This is a genomic window from Undibacterium sp. YM2, assembly GCF_009937975.1.
In the GTDB taxonomy this organism is placed as follows: domain Bacteria; phylum Pseudomonadota; class Gammaproteobacteria; order Burkholderiales; family Burkholderiaceae_D; genus Undibacterium.
In genome coordinates this window covers 6,119,423-6,140,299 of the sequence record NZ_AP018441.1, presented here as the reverse complement: position 1 = coordinate 6,140,299, position 20,877 = coordinate 6,119,423, and the positions used below count along the sequence as shown (strand labels likewise).

General features: G+C 52.3%; 18 protein-coding genes. 12 read left to right on the top strand and 6 right to left on the bottom strand.

Going from position 1 to position 20,877, the window contains the following annotated elements; genetic code table 11:
- Window positions 1-692: 692 nt before the first annotated feature.
- Window positions 693-2,246: a B12-binding domain-containing radical SAM protein gene (locus UNDYM_RS28245; RefSeq protein ID WP_162044129.1), complete on the top strand. Its 1,554-nt coding sequence runs from the start codon at window positions 693-695 to the stop codon at window positions 2,244-2,246.
- A 46-nt stretch (window positions 2,247-2,292) separates the two neighbouring features.
- On the opposite strand, the gene UNDYM_RS28240 is transcribed toward UNDYM_RS28245, so the two are convergent.
- The 5 genes from UNDYM_RS28240 to UNDYM_RS28220 all read right to left on the bottom strand — a co-directional run bounded on the left by UNDYM_RS28240 (window position 2,293) and on the right by UNDYM_RS28220 (window position 6,110).
- The gene (locus tag UNDYM_RS28240; protein WP_162044128.1) at window positions 2,293-2,715 is read right to left on the bottom strand and encodes an Imm41 family immunity protein; all 423 of its coding nucleotides are present in this window, start codon (window positions 2,713-2,715) and stop codon (window positions 2,293-2,295) included.
- A gap of 21 nt (window positions 2,716-2,736) precedes the next feature.
- A complete protein-coding gene (locus tag UNDYM_RS28235; protein ID WP_162044127.1) occupies window positions 2,737-3,549 on the bottom strand; it encodes an ABC transporter substrate-binding protein in 813 nt (270 codons plus the stop codon).
- Between the two features lie 64 nt (window positions 3,550-3,613).
- Window positions 3,614-3,928, bottom strand: coding sequence for a metal-sensitive transcriptional regulator (locus UNDYM_RS28230; RefSeq protein ID WP_162044126.1), 315 nt, complete (start codon window positions 3,926-3,928; stop codon window positions 3,614-3,616).
- Window positions 3,929-4,002: 74 nt separating this feature from the next.
- Entirely contained in the window at window positions 4,003-5,436 is a 1,434-nt protein-coding gene (locus UNDYM_RS28225; protein ID WP_162044125.1) for a sensor histidine kinase, read from the bottom strand.
- Entirely contained in the window at window positions 5,436-6,110 is a 675-nt protein-coding gene (locus tag UNDYM_RS28220; protein ID WP_162044124.1) for a response regulator, read from the bottom strand. The genes UNDYM_RS28225 and UNDYM_RS28220 overlap by 1 nt, the downstream gene beginning before the upstream one ends.
- 207 nt (window positions 6,111-6,317) lie before the next feature.
- Between UNDYM_RS28220 and UNDYM_RS31280 the strand changes: the two genes are divergently transcribed.
- From UNDYM_RS31280 to UNDYM_RS28165, 11 genes are all read left to right on the top strand, one after another.
- Window positions 6,318-8,240 (top strand): methyl-accepting chemotaxis protein, encoded by a 1,923-nt coding sequence (locus UNDYM_RS31280; RefSeq protein WP_162044123.1) that lies wholly within the window; start codon window positions 6,318-6,320, stop codon window positions 8,238-8,240.
- 659 nt (window positions 8,241-8,899) lie between these two features.
- Window positions 8,900-10,015: an ABC transporter substrate-binding protein gene (locus UNDYM_RS28210; protein WP_162044122.1), complete on the top strand. Its 1,116-nt coding sequence runs from the start codon at window positions 8,900-8,902 to the stop codon at window positions 10,013-10,015.
- Window positions 10,016-10,095: 80 nt separating this feature from the next.
- Window positions 10,096-11,076, top strand: a complete 981-nt coding sequence (locus UNDYM_RS28205) for a tripartite tricarboxylate transporter substrate binding protein (RefSeq protein ID WP_162044121.1) — start codon at window positions 10,096-10,098, stop codon at window positions 11,074-11,076.
- A 97-nt stretch (window positions 11,077-11,173) separates the two neighbouring features.
- Window positions 11,174-12,274 carry an ABC transporter substrate-binding protein gene (locus tag UNDYM_RS28200; RefSeq protein ID WP_370529494.1) on the top strand — a complete coding sequence of 367 codons (1,101 nt, stop codon included), beginning with the start codon at window positions 11,174-11,176 and terminating at the stop codon, window positions 12,272-12,274.
- A gap of 101 nt (window positions 12,275-12,375) precedes the next feature.
- Window positions 12,376-14,154: an iron ABC transporter permease gene (locus UNDYM_RS28195; RefSeq protein ID WP_162044120.1), complete on the top strand. Its 1,779-nt coding sequence runs from the start codon at window positions 12,376-12,378 to the stop codon at window positions 14,152-14,154.
- A gap of 81 nt (window positions 14,155-14,235) precedes the next feature.
- Window positions 14,236-15,300: an ABC transporter ATP-binding protein gene (locus UNDYM_RS28190; protein ID WP_162044119.1), complete on the top strand. Its 1,065-nt coding sequence runs from the start codon at window positions 14,236-14,238 to the stop codon at window positions 15,298-15,300.
- Between the two features lie 132 nt (window positions 15,301-15,432).
- Complete coding sequence (locus UNDYM_RS28185) at window positions 15,433-16,863, top strand: hybrid sensor histidine kinase/response regulator (protein ID WP_162044118.1); 1,431 nt, start codon at window positions 15,433-15,435, stop codon at window positions 16,861-16,863.
- Window positions 16,864-16,988: 125 nt separating this feature from the next.
- On the top strand, window positions 16,989-17,306 hold the full coding sequence (locus UNDYM_RS28180; RefSeq protein ID WP_162044117.1) for a hypothetical protein: 318 nt from the start codon (window positions 16,989-16,991) through the stop codon (window positions 17,304-17,306).
- Between the two features lie 45 nt (window positions 17,307-17,351).
- Window positions 17,352-18,296, top strand: coding sequence for a 4-hydroxy-tetrahydrodipicolinate synthase (dapA, locus tag UNDYM_RS28175; RefSeq protein ID WP_162044116.1), 945 nt, complete (start codon window positions 17,352-17,354; stop codon window positions 18,294-18,296).
- A gap of 21 nt (window positions 18,297-18,317) precedes the next feature.
- Window positions 18,318-18,965 (top strand): hypothetical protein, encoded by a 648-nt coding sequence (locus UNDYM_RS28170; protein ID WP_162044115.1) that lies wholly within the window; start codon window positions 18,318-18,320, stop codon window positions 18,963-18,965.
- Window positions 18,966-19,179: 214 nt separating this feature from the next.
- On the top strand, window positions 19,180-20,031 hold the full coding sequence (locus UNDYM_RS28165; RefSeq protein WP_162044114.1) for a hypothetical protein: 852 nt from the start codon (window positions 19,180-19,182) through the stop codon (window positions 20,029-20,031).
- A 98-nt stretch (window positions 20,032-20,129) separates the two neighbouring features.
- Here the strand turns inward: UNDYM_RS28165 and UNDYM_RS28160 are convergent, their stop codons facing one another.
- Window positions 20,130-20,864: a TorF family putative porin gene (locus UNDYM_RS28160; RefSeq protein ID WP_162044113.1), complete on the bottom strand. Its 735-nt coding sequence runs from the start codon at window positions 20,862-20,864 to the stop codon at window positions 20,130-20,132.
- Window positions 20,865-20,877: the final 13 nt, after the last annotated feature.

Genomic DNA, 20,877 nt, shown 5'->3' with positions numbered 1-20,877 from the left:
GGGCATGCGACGAAATGCAGGAAACGGAGATTGAAGTGTCAAAAACACCTCTTCAACGTTTTTTTCGCCGGAGAATTTGATGTGGGAAAACGGCAGGCAAGAGGGCTGAATGGCTGGCTCAGGTAAGCTGGACAAGTGCTGGCAATATCCTGCACGACATGCGAAAGCGATGAGAAAGATCAGACCGCAAGTCTGTAGGTACGGGCGGCTGCTCGCCTGTCAATAGATAAGGAATGTCATATTACATCCATGTGAATTGGAAATATGACTTAACAATGACATTCACATTTCATATAACAGACATCTGATCATGTGATTGGATTAACAAGTTTCCAGCCAGTATCATGAACTTGTTTTTAATCAACCAAGGAAATAAACATGATCACCGCTATCGTTTTTGCTCAAATACTGGCAACTATCGTGATGTTGACTGCTGCCCTGACTGACTGAGTCTGATGCTGTCATCAGTAGTAATTAGTAATTGCACACAAGTAGTATCTATACGGGCTGAATTTACAGACCGAATTTATAGCTGAATCAGGTCTGAGGCATACAGTGCCAGATAAGTAAGTTTCTTCACCAGCATATGCGCGACCGTCTGGCGTCGCGCGGCGATGCACAGTAATCATGGCAGGATGCCTGCAGTTGAGGCGTACAATAGCTACTTTTAGCTGCTCCCGCCTTTTCGCACCATGACCATCCTGCTGACCACCCTGAACGCCCGCTATACCCATGCTTCGCTGGGGCTGCGTTATTTGCTTGCAAATATGGGGGAGCTGCAGCCAGTCACGCGGATACAGGAATTTGTCACCGGTGCGCGCAGTACCGATATTGTCGAAAGAATTTTGGCATTACGCCAGCCTGGTGAAAAATTCATCGTCGGCTTTGGTGTGTATATCTGGAACGTCGTTGAAACCACGCAGATCGTCGCTGTGCTAAAACGCGTCGCACCTGATGTCATCGTAATATTAGGCGGCCCCGAGGTGTCGCACGAAACCGGCGACCAGGAAATCATACGCCTGGCTGACTATGTGATTACCGGCTGGGGTGATGTCAGCTTCCCTGCGCTGTGCCAGCAAATCCTGCACGGTCCGCAACCACTGATGAAAGTGCATGCGGGCCTGCAACCAGCTATGGCCGACATACAATTGCCTTACCATCTGTATAGCGACCAGGACATCCGTCACCGCACCCTGTATGTGGAGGCTTCACGCGGCTGCCCCTTTAAATGCGAATTCTGCCTGTCTGCACTCGACAAGACGGCCTGGCCGTTTGACATAGACCAGTTCCTGCAAGAGATGGAAGTGCTGTACCAGCGCGGCGCCCGCCTGTTCAAGTTTGTCGATCGTACGTTCAACCTGAATATCAAAACCAGCTTGAAGATCATGCAGTTCTTTCTCGATAAACTCGAAGCAGCACCGCATGACCCGGTATTCGCCCATTTTGAGGTGGTGCCAGATCATTTGCCAGATGCCTTGAAAGAAGGCATACAAAAATTCCCTGAAGGCAGCCTGCAATTTGAGATAGGCATACAAAGTTTTAATACCGACGTGCAGGCTCTCATCAGCCGCAAACAAAACAATGACAAAGCAGCCGAGAACATACGCTGGCTGTGTGAACATTCGCATGCGCATTTGCATGTGGACTTGATCGCTGGCTTGCCGGGTGAAACCATGCAGAGTTTTGCCGCAGGCTTTAACAAACTGGTGGCCCTGGGCCCGCATGAGATACAGTTCGGCATCTTGAAACGCCTGCGCGGCACACCGATTATCCGCCACACAGAAGCCTACCAGTTGGCTTTTGATCCGCAACCACCTTACACCATCCTGGCGAACAAGGACATTGCCTTTGGTGACATGCAAAGGTTGATACGCTTCGCCCGTTACTGGGACCTGATTGCCAATTCAGGACGCTTCCCTCACAGCCTGCCGCTGATACTGGCAGATGCCGCTTTTGAAAACTTCATGACCTTGTCAGACTGGCTGTTTGCCAATACCGATGCAACGCACCGCATCGCCCTCGACAAGCTGGCCGCACTCGTCAACAAGTGGCTGCTGGAAGTCCATGGCGTAAGCAGCGAAGCAGTGCAAGCTGCGGCTTCGCAGGACTATGCCGGTCTGGCCATGCACAGGCAAGGCAACAAAGCTGACCCATCTGCACCACAAAGACAGACCAGGAAAGAAGCTGCCAGGGAAGTAGTGGCAAAGGCTTTGCCACAAAGGCAGGCACGGCATCTGGCGGCTTGATGCGTAATTCTGCCAAAGCACTACTGGTCAGTACTCGCTGTAGCGGCTAGCGTAATGGATCGGCCAGCTCAAATGCGTCTTCTGTAAGAAGTTCGCCAGAGAAAACACTGACTACTGCCGCATCCAGTCTTTCCTTGCAGGCGTGCAATTCATCATTGCTCAAATCGAGGATGTTGAAAACATCATTCTCATTAAAATGTGCAGCAAATAATCTGTTGACATTTGACTGTAGCCTGACAATTGCGCATGCGACTTGCTTATCTATAGCTGCACTGTCTTTGAATTGATTGGCGGCCAGGATCAGGTCGCGGTGCAGCAAGCAAAACTCTTTCTTGTCCCATATGCCGTACTCGGTGAGCTGCTCATAAAAACTGCCCTCCCAATGCGGATTGCCTGGCAGGTTGCGAGAGATATTTTCAAACATGACTAATGTGGCGTCTTCCCTGTAGTTGGCATTTGTATTCGGCATTTTGCAGGTGCTTGCATGCGCTCATTTGTCACTGATCAGTATACGGCTGATCTCGCCTGATTTTCTGCCCGCCAGTATCGCGGCATTGAGCTTGCGTATCCATTCTTCATACTGCGCACCAGCCGCCGCGAAATGTAATTCATCGACCAGCATGGGCTTGGGCAAAACCTTGAAGGCCTGTTCCAGGGCCTTGTCGCTGCTATTGGATTCTTTGCGCAGTATGCGTATCAATAATTTTTCGATCTCGTCTGTCTGGGCGCGGCGGTCACCGAAGATCATGACATCCATTCTTTTATTAATGAGTTTTTTGAGGCGCGCGCCATGTGAACCTACATCTTCTTCAACCTGGAACAAGACATTGCGCTGGCTGTCAAATTCATCACCGTAGCTGGTGCCGCGTATGACACCGACGGTCTTGCCTTTCAGGTCCAGCATGCTGTTATAGCTAAAGCTGGAATCACTGCGCGTGACCAGCCAGACATAGTTTGCATAGATGGCTTCAGAGAACTGGTAGGTCTGCAAACGTTCACGGTTTTTTGAAAGACCAAAGATAATGCCCTCGCCGTTTTTGGCATTCACCAGCAGGCGTGTCCACGGATAGCGGCGAATTTCAAATTTGATTTGCAGGTGATGCTCAAAATAATTCAGCAACTGCCGGATTTCATCGCGTATCGGAACGATGTCACCAGCTTCATTACGCAACTCACGTATCAGCAAGACTAGTTTGTCCTGCTTTGCTGCTTCTGTCGCTGAACCGGGAGTGGCAATCAACAGGGCCGAGGACAGGAGCAGCAAGCGCACACCCAGCCGCACAGGCTGCCAGAGTCTGCGCATATACTTGCTTGCTACTGTTTTTGCCAGGATGGCCATGTGGCACCTGTTTGCGTTTAATCCGGCATCAGGCGAATTTTTCCAGCAAGGACGCCAGGCGCCGCGTGCTGGCGACAGCTTCTTCCGTCGTCTCGGCCTTTTCTGCATGGGTGACAACCGCACTGGTCAGCAAGGTCACGAAAGAACGGTCGAGTGCCTTGCGGGCGGCGGACATCTGTTGCGCTACTGCCTCGCAATCAGCCGGTACGGCTGCCTTGGCGATGAGTTTTTGCACGCCGCGTAATTGCCCTTCCACCCTGGCCAGACGGTGTAGCAGGTCTTTTTTCTGCTGATCGTTCAAAGCCGTGCCTTGCACTATCTTCAGTGGGGGAGTATCTGCCATGAAAATGCTCCTTCGCGATGTTGATGAAGTCTCTGCGTATTCTTCTTATACTACTACCGAGTATGCTACACCAGTCAGGCTGGCAGCGGGAAACGGATATGCACACGCAGGCCCGGTGCTTCAGATGTGGCTAGTGTATTCAGGCTGGCATCGTCGAGGCTGATCTCGCCGCCATGCAGCTTGACGATGTCATGCACTATGCACAGCCCCAGGCCGGTGCCGCCGGGATTGGCAACCGAGCTGGCAGAGGCGCGGTAAAAGGGTTCGAATACTTTTTCACGCTCGGCCTCTGTGATGCCCGGCCCGGTATCCTGGATATCAATATGCGCCTGACCATCCTGCTGGTATACATGCAGCACGATGCGGCCACCTTCTGGCGTATAGCGTATGGCATTGTCGAGCAGGTTGCTGAGCATTTCATGCAGCAGCAGCGTGTTGCCACGGTAGGGCACAGCCTGATCTGCCTCCAGCGCCAGATCCAGTTGCTTGCGCACGGCTGGCATGGCCAATTCCAGGCAAACCTCTTGCGCGAGCTGGTTGAGCAAGATGTCATCCAGCTCTGCCGCTGCCGCACCATGGCCAGTACGCGCCAGTGTCAGCAGGCGGTTTGCCAGATGGACGGTGGCATCGGTAGTCTGGGCAATGCTGGTGACGATCTGGCGCATGGCGGCTACATCGTTTTCACGCAGCGCCAGCTCGGCCTGGGTCTTCAATACTGTCAATGGCGTGCGCAACTGGTGCGAGGCATCGGCGATGAAGCGTTTTTGCCCGTTGATCAGGGTCTGCAGCCTTTCCATATAGGCATTCATGGCGTTCACCAGCGGGCGTATTTCCTTGTGCACGACATTCGGGTCAAAGCCGGATAAATCAGTCGGCTCACGTGCCTCTACATCAGCGCGCAATTGCATGATGGGGGCCAGTACAAAGCGCAAAGCCACCCAGACCATGAGTGCCACCGCCAGCACCAGTGCGGCCTGGCGTAGCAGTGTATCAATGAGGATTTTGCGCGACAGGCCGCGCCGCGCATCCAGGGTTTCACCGACCTCTATCAGGGCAATACCACGCATCTGGTCGTCATACACAGGCTGGTGCAGGGCAGCGATGCGCACAGGCTGGTCCTGGTAATCGGCATGGAAGAAATGCACGAGGGCAGGGTAGATTTCTGAACGTGGTACATTCTTCGGTAAATCCGGTAAGTCTTCATAGCCAGAAACAAACTCGCCATTGACGCCGGTGACCTTGTAATACAAACGCCCCAGGGTATCGGTTTCAAAACTGTCTAAGGCAACATAGGGCACATTCGCCACCACCTTGCCATCAACGATCTGTACTCTTTCTGCCAGCGCCCTGGCCGACGACAGCAAGGAGCGGTCGTAAGCCAGGTCAGCCGCATCCAGGGCATTGCGGTAAACCGAAAATGCATTCAGGGCTACCAGCAGGACCAGGGGTATCAACAACCAGCGCAAGAACTGGCCGCGCAAACTCCCCAGTCGGTAAGGCCGCTCCATCAGCGTGCTTCCAGCAGATAACCTATGCCACGCAGGGTAACGATGACAACCTTGCCGGTGCTGACGGTATCCAGTTTTTTGCGCAGGCGGTGGATATAGATTTCTATGGCATCGAGATTGGCATCATCATCGAGGGCAAACACTTCATCGAACAGCTTATCCTTGGATACTGCCTGACCAGGGCGGCTGATCAGGGTTTCCAGCACCGCGTATTCACGCGGCGTCAGTGACAGGGGCTGGCCTTCATAATGAAACTGCCGTATGACGGTGTCAAAACTCAAGGCACCACAAGTCAGGGTGACCGCTTCATTACCCTGGGCACGGCGCAACAGGGCTTTGACACGCGCTTCGAGTTCAGCCAGCTCAAAAGGTTTGGGCAGATAATCATCGGCACCGGAATTCAAACCTTGCACCCTGTCATTGAGGCCGCCTCGGGCCGTCAAAATGAGTACTGGCGTCTTGCTGCCACGCGCACGCATGCGCTTCAACACCTCCATGCCATCCATTTTTGGCAAACTAAGGTCCAGGATGACCAGCGCATATTCCTGAGTATGCAGGAGCGCATCGGCATCTGCCCCGTTCATCGCGGTTTCCACGGTCAGGTGGGCATCCCGCAAAGCCTTGGCCAGCCAATGGGACAACTCGATATGGTCTTCAACTAATAGTATGCGCATACACAGCCTGTTTGCTCCGGATACACGCTAGGCTACCAGCCTGACTCAAAGGCGTCACTATTTCTGTAACTATTTCTCACATGAAATCTGTCTGTTTTTCACTTAAGCACATCGCATTCCTGATCAGCTTGACCTAAGATAAATCCATGAGCTTGCCATAAACCAAGAGAGTTTTGTGCATTCAACAACAGGGAGGGTAGAATGAACATGACATCCGTCCTAGCGAGATTGCTACTTTGGCAAAAATTTGTTTTATTGAGCGCCATTGCTCTGGTTTTGGCGGGTATTCCCGCAGTCCTGTACCACCTGGAATCATCCAAGAATCTTGATGCAGCCCTGGCAGAGAAACAGGGCTTGCCTGTCATGACACAGATACTCAAGACCGTGCAGCTGACACAACAGCACCGTGGCCTTTCTGCATTGGTACTGGGCGGTGTCGCCAGTGAAAAAGACAAACGGGATACCAAACAGAAAGAAGCCGATACCTCTTATGCCAGCATGACTGCCATGGTCAAAAGCATCAATGACAAAGCCATCACCGATGCCTGGAAAAAGGCTGAGGCTGACTGGAACACCCTGCGCGAACAAGTCTCGAAAGCCACCATCAGCGTACCTGACAGCTATAAGGCCCATAGTGCGCTGGTACCCAAGCTGCTGCTGGTGAATGACCTGATTGGTGACTACTACGGCCTGAGCCTGGACCCGAATATAGACAGTTACCAGTTGATACAGGCCATGTACTATGTCCAGCCTTACCTGACCGAAGAACTGGGACGCATGCGTGCCAAGGGAGCTGGTCTGCTGGCAAAGAAAGAAGCGACACTGGAAGACAAGATGGTCGTCTCGGACCTGATCGCAAGATCGAATGACCGCACCCTGCAAATGAACAATTCCTTCAACAAGGCGGTGCTCAGCAATCCTGACATAGAGAAAAAACTCGGTGCCGTCATGAAAGAAGCGACCGTACAGGCCATGGATGCGATGAAGCTGGCAACCGAAAAAATCGCCAAGGCCGAGACCCTGGAATTTTCATCCGTCGAATACGTACAGGTGACCACCCGTGCGATAGACACCCAGTTCCAGCTCAATGCTGACGCCAGCAAGGAATTGCACAGCATACTTGACCAGCGCATCAGTGATTTCTACAAGCTCCGGTGGACCATGATTATTTCCATGCTGGCGCTGATCTGCGTGGCTGGCCTGTTTGCCAGGGCGATTGCACGCTCGGTCAGTGTGCCGCTGGAACATGCGATAGAAATCGCCCAGCATATCGCCAGCGGTGACTTACGTTTCCCGGCCGATGTCAGCGGCCAGAATGAAACCGGACGCCTGCTGCAGGCACTGGAGGATATGCGCGTGAGCCTGATAGGCATAGTCGGCGATGTCAGGGACAGCATAGAAAACATCAATAATGGTACGCACGATATCGCCAAGGGTAATGTGGATTTGTCAGCCCGTACGGAAACCCAGGCATCCAGCCTCGAAGAAACCGCTTCATCGATGGAACAGATGACAGGTACCGTCAAACAGAATTCCGATAGCGCCAGGCAGGCCAACCAGCTCGTCAATGATGCCAGCAAGGCCGCCACTGATGGCGGTGGCATCGTCAGCCAGGTCATTCATACTATGGAAGCCATCAATGACAGCTCGCGCAAGATTTCAGAGATTATCGGTGTCATTGACGGCATCGCCTTCCAGACCAATATCCTGGCCCTGAACGCCGCCGTCGAAGCCGCCCGTGCCGGTGAACAGGGCCGTGGCTTTGCCGTCGTCGCTGCCGAAGTCCGCAACCTGGCCCAGCGCAGCGCTCTCGCCGCCCGCGAAATCAAGGACCTGATAGGCAGCAGCGTGGAACAGGTCGATGCCGGTAATGAGCTGGCAAGTCACGCAGGCAAGGCCATGAACGACATCGTCGCCAGCGTCAAACGCATCACCGGCATCATGTCAGAAATCGTCACCGCCACGGCAGAGCAAAGCACAGGCATAGAACAAATCGACCACGCGATCACCCAGATGGATGAAATGACCCAGCAAAACGCTGCGCTGGTAGAACAGGCCGCTGCCGCTGCCGAAGGCTTGCAGGAGCAATCGCAGGCACTGGTGCAGACGGTGAGTGTGTTTAAGTTGTAGGAAAGCGGTACTTTGCAAGTAACCAAGGGACGCGCAAGCGTCCCTTTTTAACATGTTGAACAACTGCACATAAGCAAATATGCGTAAAGCTTGTATTGACGTTGCTTTTGAACTTTGCAGTTCCCATGTGTCGACGCCGTTTGTGCGGTACAGAAAATGGAAAAAGAGGGGCCGCTGTTTGAGGTGTAGCAGGGGTTTCGGACAGCATGCTGTCCGCCTGCGTAACGGCATGCGCTTGCAAGCGCATGTTCCTTAGGGCAAGGCCGCAGGCGAGTTCCGGACCTTCCCATTTTTTGTACCGCACAAACGGGAACCCCCTTCAGGGGGGCGACGACGCCTGGGTCGCCTTCTTTTGCTTCCTTTTCTTGGCGAGACAAGAAAAGGGAGTAGCTGCCGGTCTACCACCGGCCTGCATTCGTAAATTACGTATGAAAGTATTTAAAAATATAAATGTAATACGTTGCATGGCATGCTAAGAACGCCGCTGGATTCCTGCCAAAAGCATGCAGGAATGACGTTAACAAGAATGCCCCTTATATACGCACATACATTCAAATAGCCAAACATCACAAATCTCCCAAAAGCCCAAGCATTGCAAGCAAACTGAAAGCTCCCCGGTTCTATGCTCCCTTACAAAAAAAATTCCGGAGACTACCATCATGATGCCCTTACGCCTCAGTTTCTTCCTGCTCGCCTGTTTGATCTGCCCCACCCTCGCCAGTGCAGACGGTAAAATCGTCATCGGCCAGTCGGTAGAATTATCCGGCCAGGCCACCGGAAAAGAGAACCGCGAAGGGGCGCAACTGTATTTTGATGCGCTAAACCGCCAGGGTGGCATTCATGGAAAAAGCATAGAATTCATCAGCTATGACGACAAACGCGATCCAGCGCTGACCAAAGAAAATACCCTGAAACTCATCAATGAAGACCATGCGATTGCCCTGTTTGGCTACCGCAGCACGCCGACCATAGAAGCCATACTGCCGCTGCTGGAAAAGCATGCGATACCGCTGATTGCGCCTTTCTCCGGTGCGCAAAGCCTGCACCAGCCGCTGCATGCCCAGGTATTCAACCTGCGTGCCAGCTATCAGGATGAGGCTGCCAGGATGGTGGCTTCGCTGGCGGAACTCAAGCTCAGCAAACTGGCCATCCTGCACCAGGATGACAGCTTTGGTAAAGATGGCCTGAACGGTTTTGTCAGCAACCTGGAAAAACGCAGCATGCGTGCCGCCGTCATCGCCAAATATGACAGGAAAGAAATGAAAGTCGATGCTGCCGTTGCCAGTATCGCGGCCGCATCGCCGCAGGCAGTATTAATGGCCTGTACCCCAGCCGCCTGCGCCGACTTCATACGGCAAATGCAGAAACTGGGGCAAAGACCGCAATTTTTGATGCTGTCGAACGTCAATTCTGATGATTTCTTCAAATCCCTGGGGGCAGAAGGACGTGGCATAGGCGTCATGCAGGTTATGCCTTATCCGCGTGACATAGGTATACCTGTGGTCAGGGAACTGCAAAAAGTACTGAAATCGGTCAAAAATCCTCCGCCTTTGTCCTATGCTGTACTGGAGGGTTATGTTGCTGCAAAATTAATGGCAGAAGCCTTGCGCCGGGCTGGCAATAATCCAGATTCCAAAAAGCTGCTGCAGGCGCTGGAGAGCATGCGCAATGTCGATCTGGGCGGGGTAGAAGTCAGCTATGGTCCCAAGGACCATGATGGCTCACATTTTGTAGAGCTGACCATTGTTGGTAAAAATGGCATCATATTAAGATAAGCTATACCAGTATTTCGTGAAAGCCTACTGAAAGTTTCACTTCGGTATGATCCATGTAACCCTTAGCCTATGGTCTTAACATGCATATCCGGCCTGCCCAACTGACTTTCCTGCTCTGCAGCCTGCTCGCCAGCCTGCAGGCGTTTGCCGCCAGGCCGGAAGCAGCAGAAAAGCATGAAGCAGCCACCTGCATAGTCCCGGCCAAACCCGGTGGAGGCATGGACCTGACCTGCAAGCTGGCACAGCAGGCAACCGTGAGCCAGCCCATGCAGATCAATTACCTGCCTGGCGGCGTCGGCGCGATTGCCTGGACCACCATCATTACCCAAAGAAAAGCCGAGGCAAATACCCTGGTTGCCTATTCCGGCGGCTCGCTGCTGAACCTGGCAGAAGGCAAGTTTGGCAAATCCGATGCCAGCCATGTACGCTGGGTCGCAGCCATCGGTACTGATTACGGCATGATCGCGGTGCGCAAGGATTCACCCTACAAGAACCTGCGCGAACTAATGGATGCGATCAAGAGCAAGCCCGCGAATATCGCCATCGGTGCTGGTGGTACTGTTGGCAGCCAGGACTGGCTGAAAATGGCCCAGGTCGGCAAACAGGCAGGCATAGACCCCAAGAGCATGCGCCTGGTGGCCTTTGAAGGCGGTGGCGAATCTTTCACCGCCCTGCTGGCAGACCATGTACAGGCAGTGTCCGGTGATGCATCAGAAGCCAGCCTGCATGCGCGGGATGACAAGATACGTGTGCTGGCTGTGCTGTCCGATGCCCGCCTGCCCGGCCCTTTGGCGAATGTGCCTACCGCGCGCGAACAGGGTTTCGATGTGACCTGGCCCATCATACGCGGCGTCTATATGGGCCCGCAGGTCAGTGACAAGGATTATCAAAAGTGGGTCAATTACTTCCAGCAAGCCATGAATACCCCAGCCTTTGATGAACAAAGAAAAATCCACGGCCTGTTTCCCTTTGCCATGACAGGCAAGGAACTGACCGATTACATACAGAAAGCCGTCAATAATTACCGTCTGCAGGCAAAAGAATTTGGCATGGTGCGTTAGTGCCCTGTCATGAGTAAACCGTATAAATCCTATAACCCTCATCACTTGGTACTAGAGTACAAACAATAACAGGAGAAGACAAATGCAAACAAAAAGAATTTTCGTCAAGAGCATGCTGGCACTGGCAACTGGCAGCGTCATGCTGATGGCCCAGGATTCGGTCCAAGCGCAGGCACCAGCCGGTTACCCCGCTGACTACAGCAAGATCATCGACGGTGCCAAGAAAGAAGGCAAACTGGTCATCTATAGCGCGACCGACACCAAGGCCGTGGAACCGCTGATCAAGGATTTCCGCAGCATGTACCCGGACGTGCAGGTTGAATACAATGACATGAATTCCACCGAAGTGTATAACCGCTATATCTCGGAAATGGCTGCTGGTGGCAATAGCGCCGACCTGATGTGGTCATCTGCCATGGATTTGCAGACCAAGCTGGTATCTGACGGTTATGGCCTGCAATATGCATCACCAGAAATCAGCGGCATACCACAATGGGCGATCTGGAACAATTCCGCTTACGGCACAACTTTTGAACCAGCGGTCTTCGTCTATAACAAGCGCCTGGTAACAGCAGATGAAGTACCAAAAACCCATGCCGAATTTGCCAAGCTCATTAACAGCAAACTGGATAAATTCAAGAACAAGGTCACCACTTACGACATAGAAAAATCCGGCGTAGGCTTCATGTTCATCACCCAGGACAGCCGTGAGAACAAGGAGTTCTGGGACCTGGCGAAAGCCTTTGGCAATGCCAGCGTGCGTGTACAGTCTTCTACCGGCACCATGCTGGAACGCCTGTCTTCCGGCGAGAACCTGCTCGGTTATAACATCCTCGGCTCTTACGCCCTGGTACGTGCTGCCAAGGACCCGTCGATAGGCGTGCAAATCCCTAAAGATTACACCCTGGTTCTGTCACGCGTGATGTTCATCAGCAAGGCAGCCAAACACCCGAATGCGGCCAAGCTGTGGCTGGATTACACCCTGTCCAAACGCGGCCAGACCATGATTGCGAATGAAGCCAAGCTGTATGCCATACGTGCCGACGTCAAGGGTGAAACCACTTATTCCGATCTGGCAAAACTCATCGGTATCGGCCTCAAACCTTTGCCAGTCAACCCGATGTTGTTGCAATATCTTGATCAAAACAAACGCCTCGCTTTCCTGAAACAATGGAAAGAAACTGCAGGTAAAAAATAAGCATGATGCGGTAGCCGGGGCTGATTGCCCGGGCTGCCGCTTTTTCCCCGGTGGGACTTTTCTCCACCCTGACCGCATTTCAATATTTTAATGGGCCTGGCATGAGCACCTTGAGTCTTCCTGCGCGCGGCAAATTGTCACAATTCAACTGGCCACGCTATCTGGTTGTGATACTGACGCTGCTGGCGATTTTTACGCCGCTATCACTGATACTGTTCCAGAGTTTTCTGAACGCTCCCTTCTTTTCTCCGGTAAAAGAACTGGGACTGGATTCGTATCGCTTTATTTTTGACGACCCTGACTTCCGTCAGGCTTTCTGGAATGGCCTTATCCTCGCCTCCGGTCTCGCTGGCATCGCCGTTCCTCTCGGTGGCTTGCTGGCATTTCTGATGATACGCACTGACTTGCCAGGCCGTAGCTGGATAGAGCCGATGCTGCTGGTGCCTATCTTTGTCTCACCCATGGTCATGGGCTTTGGCTATGTCGTGGCTATGGGGCCAGTCGGCTTTTATACCCTGTGGGTCAAGCAATTGACAGGAGTTGAACCCTGGAATATTTATTCCTTCTTCAGCATCGTCCTGATCGCTGGCCTGACTCACGTGCCACACGTATATCTGTATTCATCTGCTGCGCTGAAGAGCCTGGGCTCGGATGTGGAAGAAGCGGCGCGTGTCGCAGGTGCATCACCTTTCCAGGTAGCCATGCATGTGTCCCTGCCGATGATCATGCCTGCGCTGGCCTTTGCTGCCGTGCTGGTGTTCTTCCTTGGTTTTGAAGTATTCGGCCTGGTGCTGGTGCTCGGTGATCCTGAAGGCCATCTGGTGCTGGCGACTTATTTGTACAAGCTGACTAATAAACTGGGCACACCCTCGTATCACCTGATGGCGGCAGCGGCTGTCTGCCTGGTGGCGGTGACCATGCCGCTGGTGATGGTGCAGCGCTGGTTGTTGAAGTCAGCAAATAAATATGTATCGATCAAGGGCAAGGGCTCGCGCCAAAAACCGCTGCCGCTGGGTAAATGGAAATGGCTGGCCTTTGCTGTATTGGCTGCCTGGCTGATCTTTACTATCGTGCTGCCCTTGTCCGGCATCGTCCTGCGTGCCTTTGTCTCTTACTGGGGGGAAGGTGTCAAACTGGCTGACGTGATCACGCTGCAGCATTTCAGGGACATCCTGGAGCAGCCTTCGCTGATGCGCGGTATCTTCAATACTGTGCTGATCGGCATTATCGGTGGTGCGCTGGCCGTGATCTGCTATGCCGGTATCGCCCTGGCCATGCACCGCAAACCGGACGGCATTACCCGTCTACTCGATTACAGCGTGCTGGTACCACGCGCAGTCCCCGGTCTGCTGGCTGGTCTTTCTTTCCTGTGGGTGTTCCTGTTCGTGCCCAGCTGGCTCGAAGGTGGTCTTAAGGGATTCGATAATGCCTTCTGCGTCTGGCTCATAGAAAATGTCATCCCGCAAATGCGCGCTCTGCGTTCGACCATCTTCTCGGTATGGATAGCCTATTCCGTCGTATGGATGGCCTATGGCTTGCGCTTGATTTCCACCGCTTTGCTGCAAGTTGGCCCTGAACTCGAAGAAGCGGCGCGTGCTGTTGGTGCCAGCCGTGGCCAGGTCACACGGGACGTAACCCTGCCCCTCGTCAAGTTTGGTTTGCTCGGTGCCTGGCTCATGGTCTTCCTGATTTTTGAGCGTGAATATTCAACTGGCGTGTATCTGCTGTCACCGGGTACTGAGGTCATAGGTGCGCTTATCGTTTCGTTGTGGGCGGGTGGTTCTGTCGATCTGGTGGCGGCGTTGTCCTTCATCAATATCACCCTGGTTGCCATAGGTCTGGGTCTGGCCCTGCGCTTTGGCGTGAAACTGAGTCACTGAGCCAGCCACTAAACCAGCCATTGATAGCGCGGCAAGAACAAAAACATTACATAGCCCTAAAAAATTATACGAGAGCACACTATGTCTGAATTAAGCGTAAAAGATCTGACCCTGGAATACGGTTCCGGTGCGACTGCCAACCCCATCCTCAAAGGGGTGTCGATGAATTTGCAGCGTGGCGAAGTGGTCGCCCTGCTGGGCCCTTCGGGTAGCGGCAAAACCACACTGCTGCGCGCCGTAGCTGGGCTGGAATCACCGAAGACCGGCACCATCACCCTGGGTGAACGCGCCATTTTTGATGGCAGCAAAGGCCTGGAAGTACCTGCAGAACAGCGCAACCTGGGTCTGGTATTCCAGTCCTATGCCCTGTGGCCACACAAGACCGTATTCGACAATGTCGCCTACGGCCTGAAGTTGCGCAAGCTGGGCAGCAGCGAAATCAGTGACAAGGTCAAGGATGTATTGGGCCAGTTGGGGCTGGGTCATCTGGGTGAGCGTTTCCCGCATCAACTGTCAGGTGGCCAGCAACAGCGCGTGGCGATTGCGCGGGCACTGGTATATAACCCGCCGGTCATCCTGCTGGATGAACCGCTGTCCAATCTCGATGCCAAGCTGCGTGAAGAAGCACGTGCCTTCTTGCGTGAACTGATCGTCAGGTTGAATCTGTCGGCTCTGATGGTCACGCATGACCAGGGTGAGGCGATGGCAATCTCTGACCGTATCCTGTTATTGAACAACGGTGTCATAGAACAGCAGGGCACACCACAAAGCATGTATGAAACGCCGGACACCTTGTTCACAGCTGAATTCATGGGCAGCAATAACAAGCTCAAAGGCAAGGTAGTCCAGCGCAATGGCGACACCGCAACCATCAGTGTCAATGGCGCGCAATTGAAAGCGACTGTGCGTGGCAAGAATGTCGGTGAAGAAGCGACTGCCATCATCCGTCTGGAAAAAGTCAAGATCACTGACAGCCAGAGCGACAACGCCATCAAACTGCCGCTGACGACCTGCATGTATCTTGGTGACCGCTGGGAATGCCTGTTCGGTCACGCCGAAGATGGCTTGCGTGCATACTCTCCATTCAAGCTGAATCCGGGTGAGTATTATTTGCAACTTGATGCCGACAAGCTCTGGCTGTATTAAAAACCGTTCATAGCCGAAGACAGCCCCGCATTGGACAACAATGTGGGGCTTTTTTGCATTCAAGGCAGGAATTTTGCTCCAGGCTGTATACTGAAGCCTTATTTCATCTTATTTGCCTCGCATGCCCTCAAGATGTTTAATTTCCGCAACTGCCTGCTGACAGTTTTTGCCATGCTGGCTTATCCCTGGCAAGTGGCCGGAGCAGCCGCGCCTGCCGCTGACCTGACATCACCCCACGGGCAAGACATCTGGTTCTGGCTGACCCTGACCCTGGTGGCACTGGCTATCATTACTGCGGCTTATACCTGGCACGTGCGCGCTCTGAAACGGCAGAAGCGGGCACTGGAAACTGAAATCAGGCTCAGGACTGCGGAAATACAGGCGCAAAAAGAAGAACTCGAAAAAATCAACCAGACCTTGCTGAAAGTGAATAAACGGCAAGAAGCGCAACAAAGCGAACTGACACGCTTTCTGGCCGTTGCCAGCCATGATCTGCGCCAGCCCATGCATGCGCTGAATCTCTATCTCGGTGCACTGTTCAGTTTTGAACTGCCAGCCGCTGTGCGCCCTGTCGTGAACAATCTCAGAAACTGCGCACGTACCATGGATGACATGTTTGCAAATCTGCTCGACCTGTCACGCCTGGATGCGCAAATCGTCGAACCGCAATTGCAGGAATTTGCGATTGCCGAAGTGCTGGGAAAACTCGATGTGGAATTCACACCCCAGGCAATCGCCAAGGGTCTGCATTTTGAAATCCACCACAGCATGGCCATCGTCAATAGCGACGCCGACCTGGTCGAACAGATACTGCGCAACCTGATTGCCAATGCCCTGCGTTACACCCCAAAAGGCCAGGTCGTGGTCAAGTGCCTGGAGTTTGACCAGCAGTTGCATATCGCCGTGGAAGATACCGGCATAGGTATTTCGAAACATGACCAGGAAACCATCTTTGAAGAATTTTTCCAGGTAGGGTCAGCATCTGAATCCCGACACAGCACCGCAGGCATGGGGCTGGGCCTGGCCATCGTACAAAGACTGGTGCGACTTTTAAACATCCCCATCAAATTGCAATCACAGCCTGGCCAGGGCTCGACATTTGCAATCAGTCTGCCCCTGGCTGCCAGCCAGGATGTAACAGACAAACATGGCCGCAGCAAGGCCAGCAACAGCGCCTCCCTGCTGCAAGCCCTGATTGTCGTCATCGATGATGACGAGAGCATATTAACGGCCATGCGTGCCTTGCTGGAACTCTGGGACGCCCGCGTCATTACCGCCACGTCCGGCAAAGAGGCGATGGCACTGTGCAGTGAAGAAATCAAGATTCCTGATTTGCTGATCTGTGATTACCGCCTCGGTTCCAATGAAAACGGCATAGACCTGGTTGCCAAGCTGCGTGAAGAATTCAATCTGCAGATACCCGCCATACTCATCACCGGCAATATCTCTCCACAGTTGTCAGAAGCTGCCAAGACGGCAGCGCTGACCTTGATGCACAAACCCATACAGGCAGAAAACCTGCATCTGAACCTCAAACAATTACTGAGCGAGACGAAAGAGTAAGAATAATTAATAAGATAGGGATGCAAAGAATTTACATGCTGTTTACGATTTTCACCCTCATTTTTTAGAGAATCTTTACGCCGTGGCTGCTAATCTTGTTTTGTGTCAAACAACACGAGATTACGATGAATCATCATCCCGGCCACAGCTCTGAAAATTATTCAGACGTATTAAAGTCCTGCAAACGCGAGAAATTTTTATTTGAAAATCATCGTCAACGCAAAAGCGCCTATGCGCTACAGCAACCCCTGGTTATCTATAAGACGCCAGCGAAATTAGTACAAAATGATTTCGTCATGCGCGTCAAACCGATAGACCATGCGAGTAAAATGAAGGTATGGCTGTGTCTGAGTAAGTCCTCAGTCGATACTGTCATCAGTCACATCATGCGCGCCTTGCCGCAAGCTGAATTCGGGAAAATCACACCACTGCTGGCGGTCTGATTTACAACACCACATTCACTCCCATTTTTAAAGAGAGATCACACTATGTCTATCTATGAAGGCATCTGGGTTCCGCTTGTCACGCCATTTAAGAATGGCAAACCTGAGCTCGATAAAATACAGCAACTTGCTACGCAATTGATGGCAGCAGGCATACATGGCCTGGTGGTCTGTGGCACGACTGGGGAAGCGGCGATACTGACTGAGCATGAGCAAAAACAGTTGCTGGCTGCCGTGCTGGAAGTGACGAAAAATTCTTGTCCTGTACTGATGGGTATCAGCGGTAGCGATACACGTTCGCTGGCAGAAAAAGTACAAGCTTATGATGACCAGCATCTGCAAGGTTTTCTGGTCAGCGCACCATCTTATCTGCGTCCTTCACAAGAAGGTGTGCGCCTGCATTTAGAGACTATCGCCAGGGCGACTGAGAAAGATATCGTCCTGTATAACGTGCCAGCCAGAACCGGCGTCAATATAGACCTGAGCACCGTCATTGCACTGGAAAAGCAAAAGAATATCGTCGCTATCAAAGAGAGCAGTGGCAATCTGACGCAAATGATGGGTCTGGTAAATTGCAGCCACCTGAAGGTTTTATGCGGTGATGATGCCATGTTGATGGATACCTTGAGCATGGGTGGCCAGGGTGCTATTTCTGCGGCGGCGCATGTGCGGCCTGATCTGTTCGTGCAATTGTATGAACTCATGCGCGCCGATTATTTTCCTGAAGCACAGGCTCTGTTTGCCGAAATGCAAAATCTCGTACGCCTGCTGTTTTCTGAATCCAATCCGGCACCCGTCAAGGCAGCCCTGGCAATGCAGGGTCTGATACAGGAAGAAATGCGCCTGCCCATGACAGCCATGTCGCTTGCAGGGAAAATCAAACTCGCACAAGAGCTGGAGAGACTGGCAGACTTGCCCCTGCCTGTCAAAGCCAGGAGCTTGCCTGCTCCTGTCATCCACAATGTCCGTACCCTGCGCATGGTGCGCTGAATACTCTCATCAATATACAACATGATCATCACCATTGCACATGGCGCGGGAGATTGCGCCAAATCCATCGTGGCCGACAATCTCGCTACCTTGCGTACACTATCAGGCAGCAAACTTATCTTGCTCGATAACGATGCCCGTCATTCATCACTGGACTGGAGCCGCGCCCGCCGCCGCAGTATGGATTGCACACCAGTCACGGTACGCAGGGTCAGCGGCAAGGGCATGCAGGCAGAACTGGAAAACCTCGGTTTTCATTACCAGGATATCGTCATCGATGCAGAAGCACGCGACTGCATGGGCAGCCGCAGCGCCCTGCAAGCGGCTCATGTCACGATACTGGTGATTGACCTTGATCAACTCGCGCAATTACAAGAGCAGGAACTGAGTATGCGCATACAGTTTGCACAGGCAGAAAACCCGCGCATGCGCACCCTGGTCGTCATGAGTTGCAGTGACGTACAGGCTACCGCCGATAAAGTGAACAGGGTAAAGGATTTTGTCAGCAAGCTGGACGCTGCTGAGTTATTTCCCTATCCCTTATTCTGCGGTGGCAGTTTCCATCAGGCCTATCAGCATGGCTTGTCAGTCTGTGAATACCCTGCTGCCCATCCCATGACGATCAAGGCCATGCAGGCATTATCCAGCGAGGTTTTTGCCAATCACTGAGATATATACCGCACGTAATGAAACGCCTGCTTATTGCGCTGGCTGCATACAGCAGCATGACTTTGTCTGGCTTTGCAGTGCTTGCCTATTTACAGATACAAGACCTGAGATTACAGATAATTGCTGGATTGATACTGCTCGCAACTGCTATCTGCATCTTCATGGGGATCAAGCAAAAGAATAAAGAAACTGAGCAGGGTTTTGGCATCTCAATTTGCTTGGTGGCCACAGCATCTCTGTCTTCAATCGCAATGTATCAAACGAATACCGAGAGCTGGTTGATAGAAGCTATGCTGATGCTTGTCTTTACCAGTTTCATACAGATAGTGGTGGCACTCCCGGGTCAGCAGCGACCCCGTCAAAACAATTACGCGCTGCTACTCATCAGTTTTCAAAAATTATTGGCCCTGATAATAATCATGCTGGCAACACAGGAACTGCTGACTGGCATGCATGTGCATTTTTCTTCAGGAGTGCACTTGCCATGATAGTCGCAATAGTGACTGCAGACTTTGCAGCAGCAACTTCTAGCACTGCAACCAGGCTGGCTGAACGCCGGGCACATTCAGGCAGGAACGTCTTGCTGCTCAAACAAAATTGCGAGAGAAAGCAGGCGAACCAATACCGGAATGAAGCTGAAAATATTGCCTGGTCACGCCTGGAGATAAAAGCGGGTGCCATATCCAGTTTACTTTCCACCGATGCCATGACCAAAGAGCTGGTGTCTGAACATACAGATTTTCACGATATTGTGATGGATATTCCGAAACCATTTTATGCAAATGCAGCCACTGCTTTATCTTGCTGTGATTTGCTGATATGCCATACAGAACTGGAGACATGGGATAAAGAAAAACAGGCGAAACTCTATAAATGCATCAGATTGGCACGCAGTAAAAATAAGGATTTACCAGTGCTGATCACAATAGATAGAATCGCTTGTATGCAGAGCCAGAAATTTGTCAGCCAGTTGTCGCAGCAACTTTCGCATATCAAATTTATTTACCTCGATGCAGCAAATGATATGCCGATGACACAGCTTTACAGGGCAATCTATTTGCCGTGATTGCCTTGTTCCATATTCAAAAATAAACCTAGTAAAAAAAGAGATCTGAGTTTTGTAGGGTGCGCCATGCGTACCCTACGATGCTAATCAGGACTTATTCAGAATGTCTTGCTAACCGTGACGACCAGTGCTGTCTTGCCCAGGAACTTGCCATTGGCTGGCGATGCATAAGCCACTTCACCGGCATTGGTGCCGATGACGGCCACAGCACCTGTAACGATACCAAAGTCTTTTGTCAGACCCAGCTTCCAGTCTGTATAACTGTAAGCGCCATTGTTCTTGACTTGCTGGTGACCGGCATGCAGGTTCAGTGTCAGGCCAGCGGCCATTTCCACATTCGCGCCCAGGTCCAGGTAACCACTGTTTTTACTGTCAGCAAAACCGAACAGGTTGGTGACAGAGTGTGAATATTTGGCATAGGCCGGGCCGTAGGAAAGCTGGCCATAAATCTCTGTAGTGTTGGCGCTCACAGCCAGGCCATTCGACGGATAAACGTAGCTGAGTACGCCAACATCATAACTGATGTCCTTGCTGAGCTCGCCACGCTTGCCTGCGTACAGATCAATTTCCACATCGCCACCACCACCGGCATCCTTGGTCCATTTGATGGTGGATGCCCAGGTGCCAGCGTAAAAGCCGCTGGGGTTATGGGTATAGTCAGCCCCACCCTGCAATGCAGCTTGCAGACGTGTTTGCGAAATGCCGCGATAACGATAGTCAGAAGTCACTGCTGCATTGAAGCTGACTTCATGTTCAGGTTTGGCATCTTCTGCGCTGGCGTATGTGGCAAAAAAGACAGTGCTGATGGCTGCTGCCATGATGAGTTTTTTCATTTGAGTCCTCTCA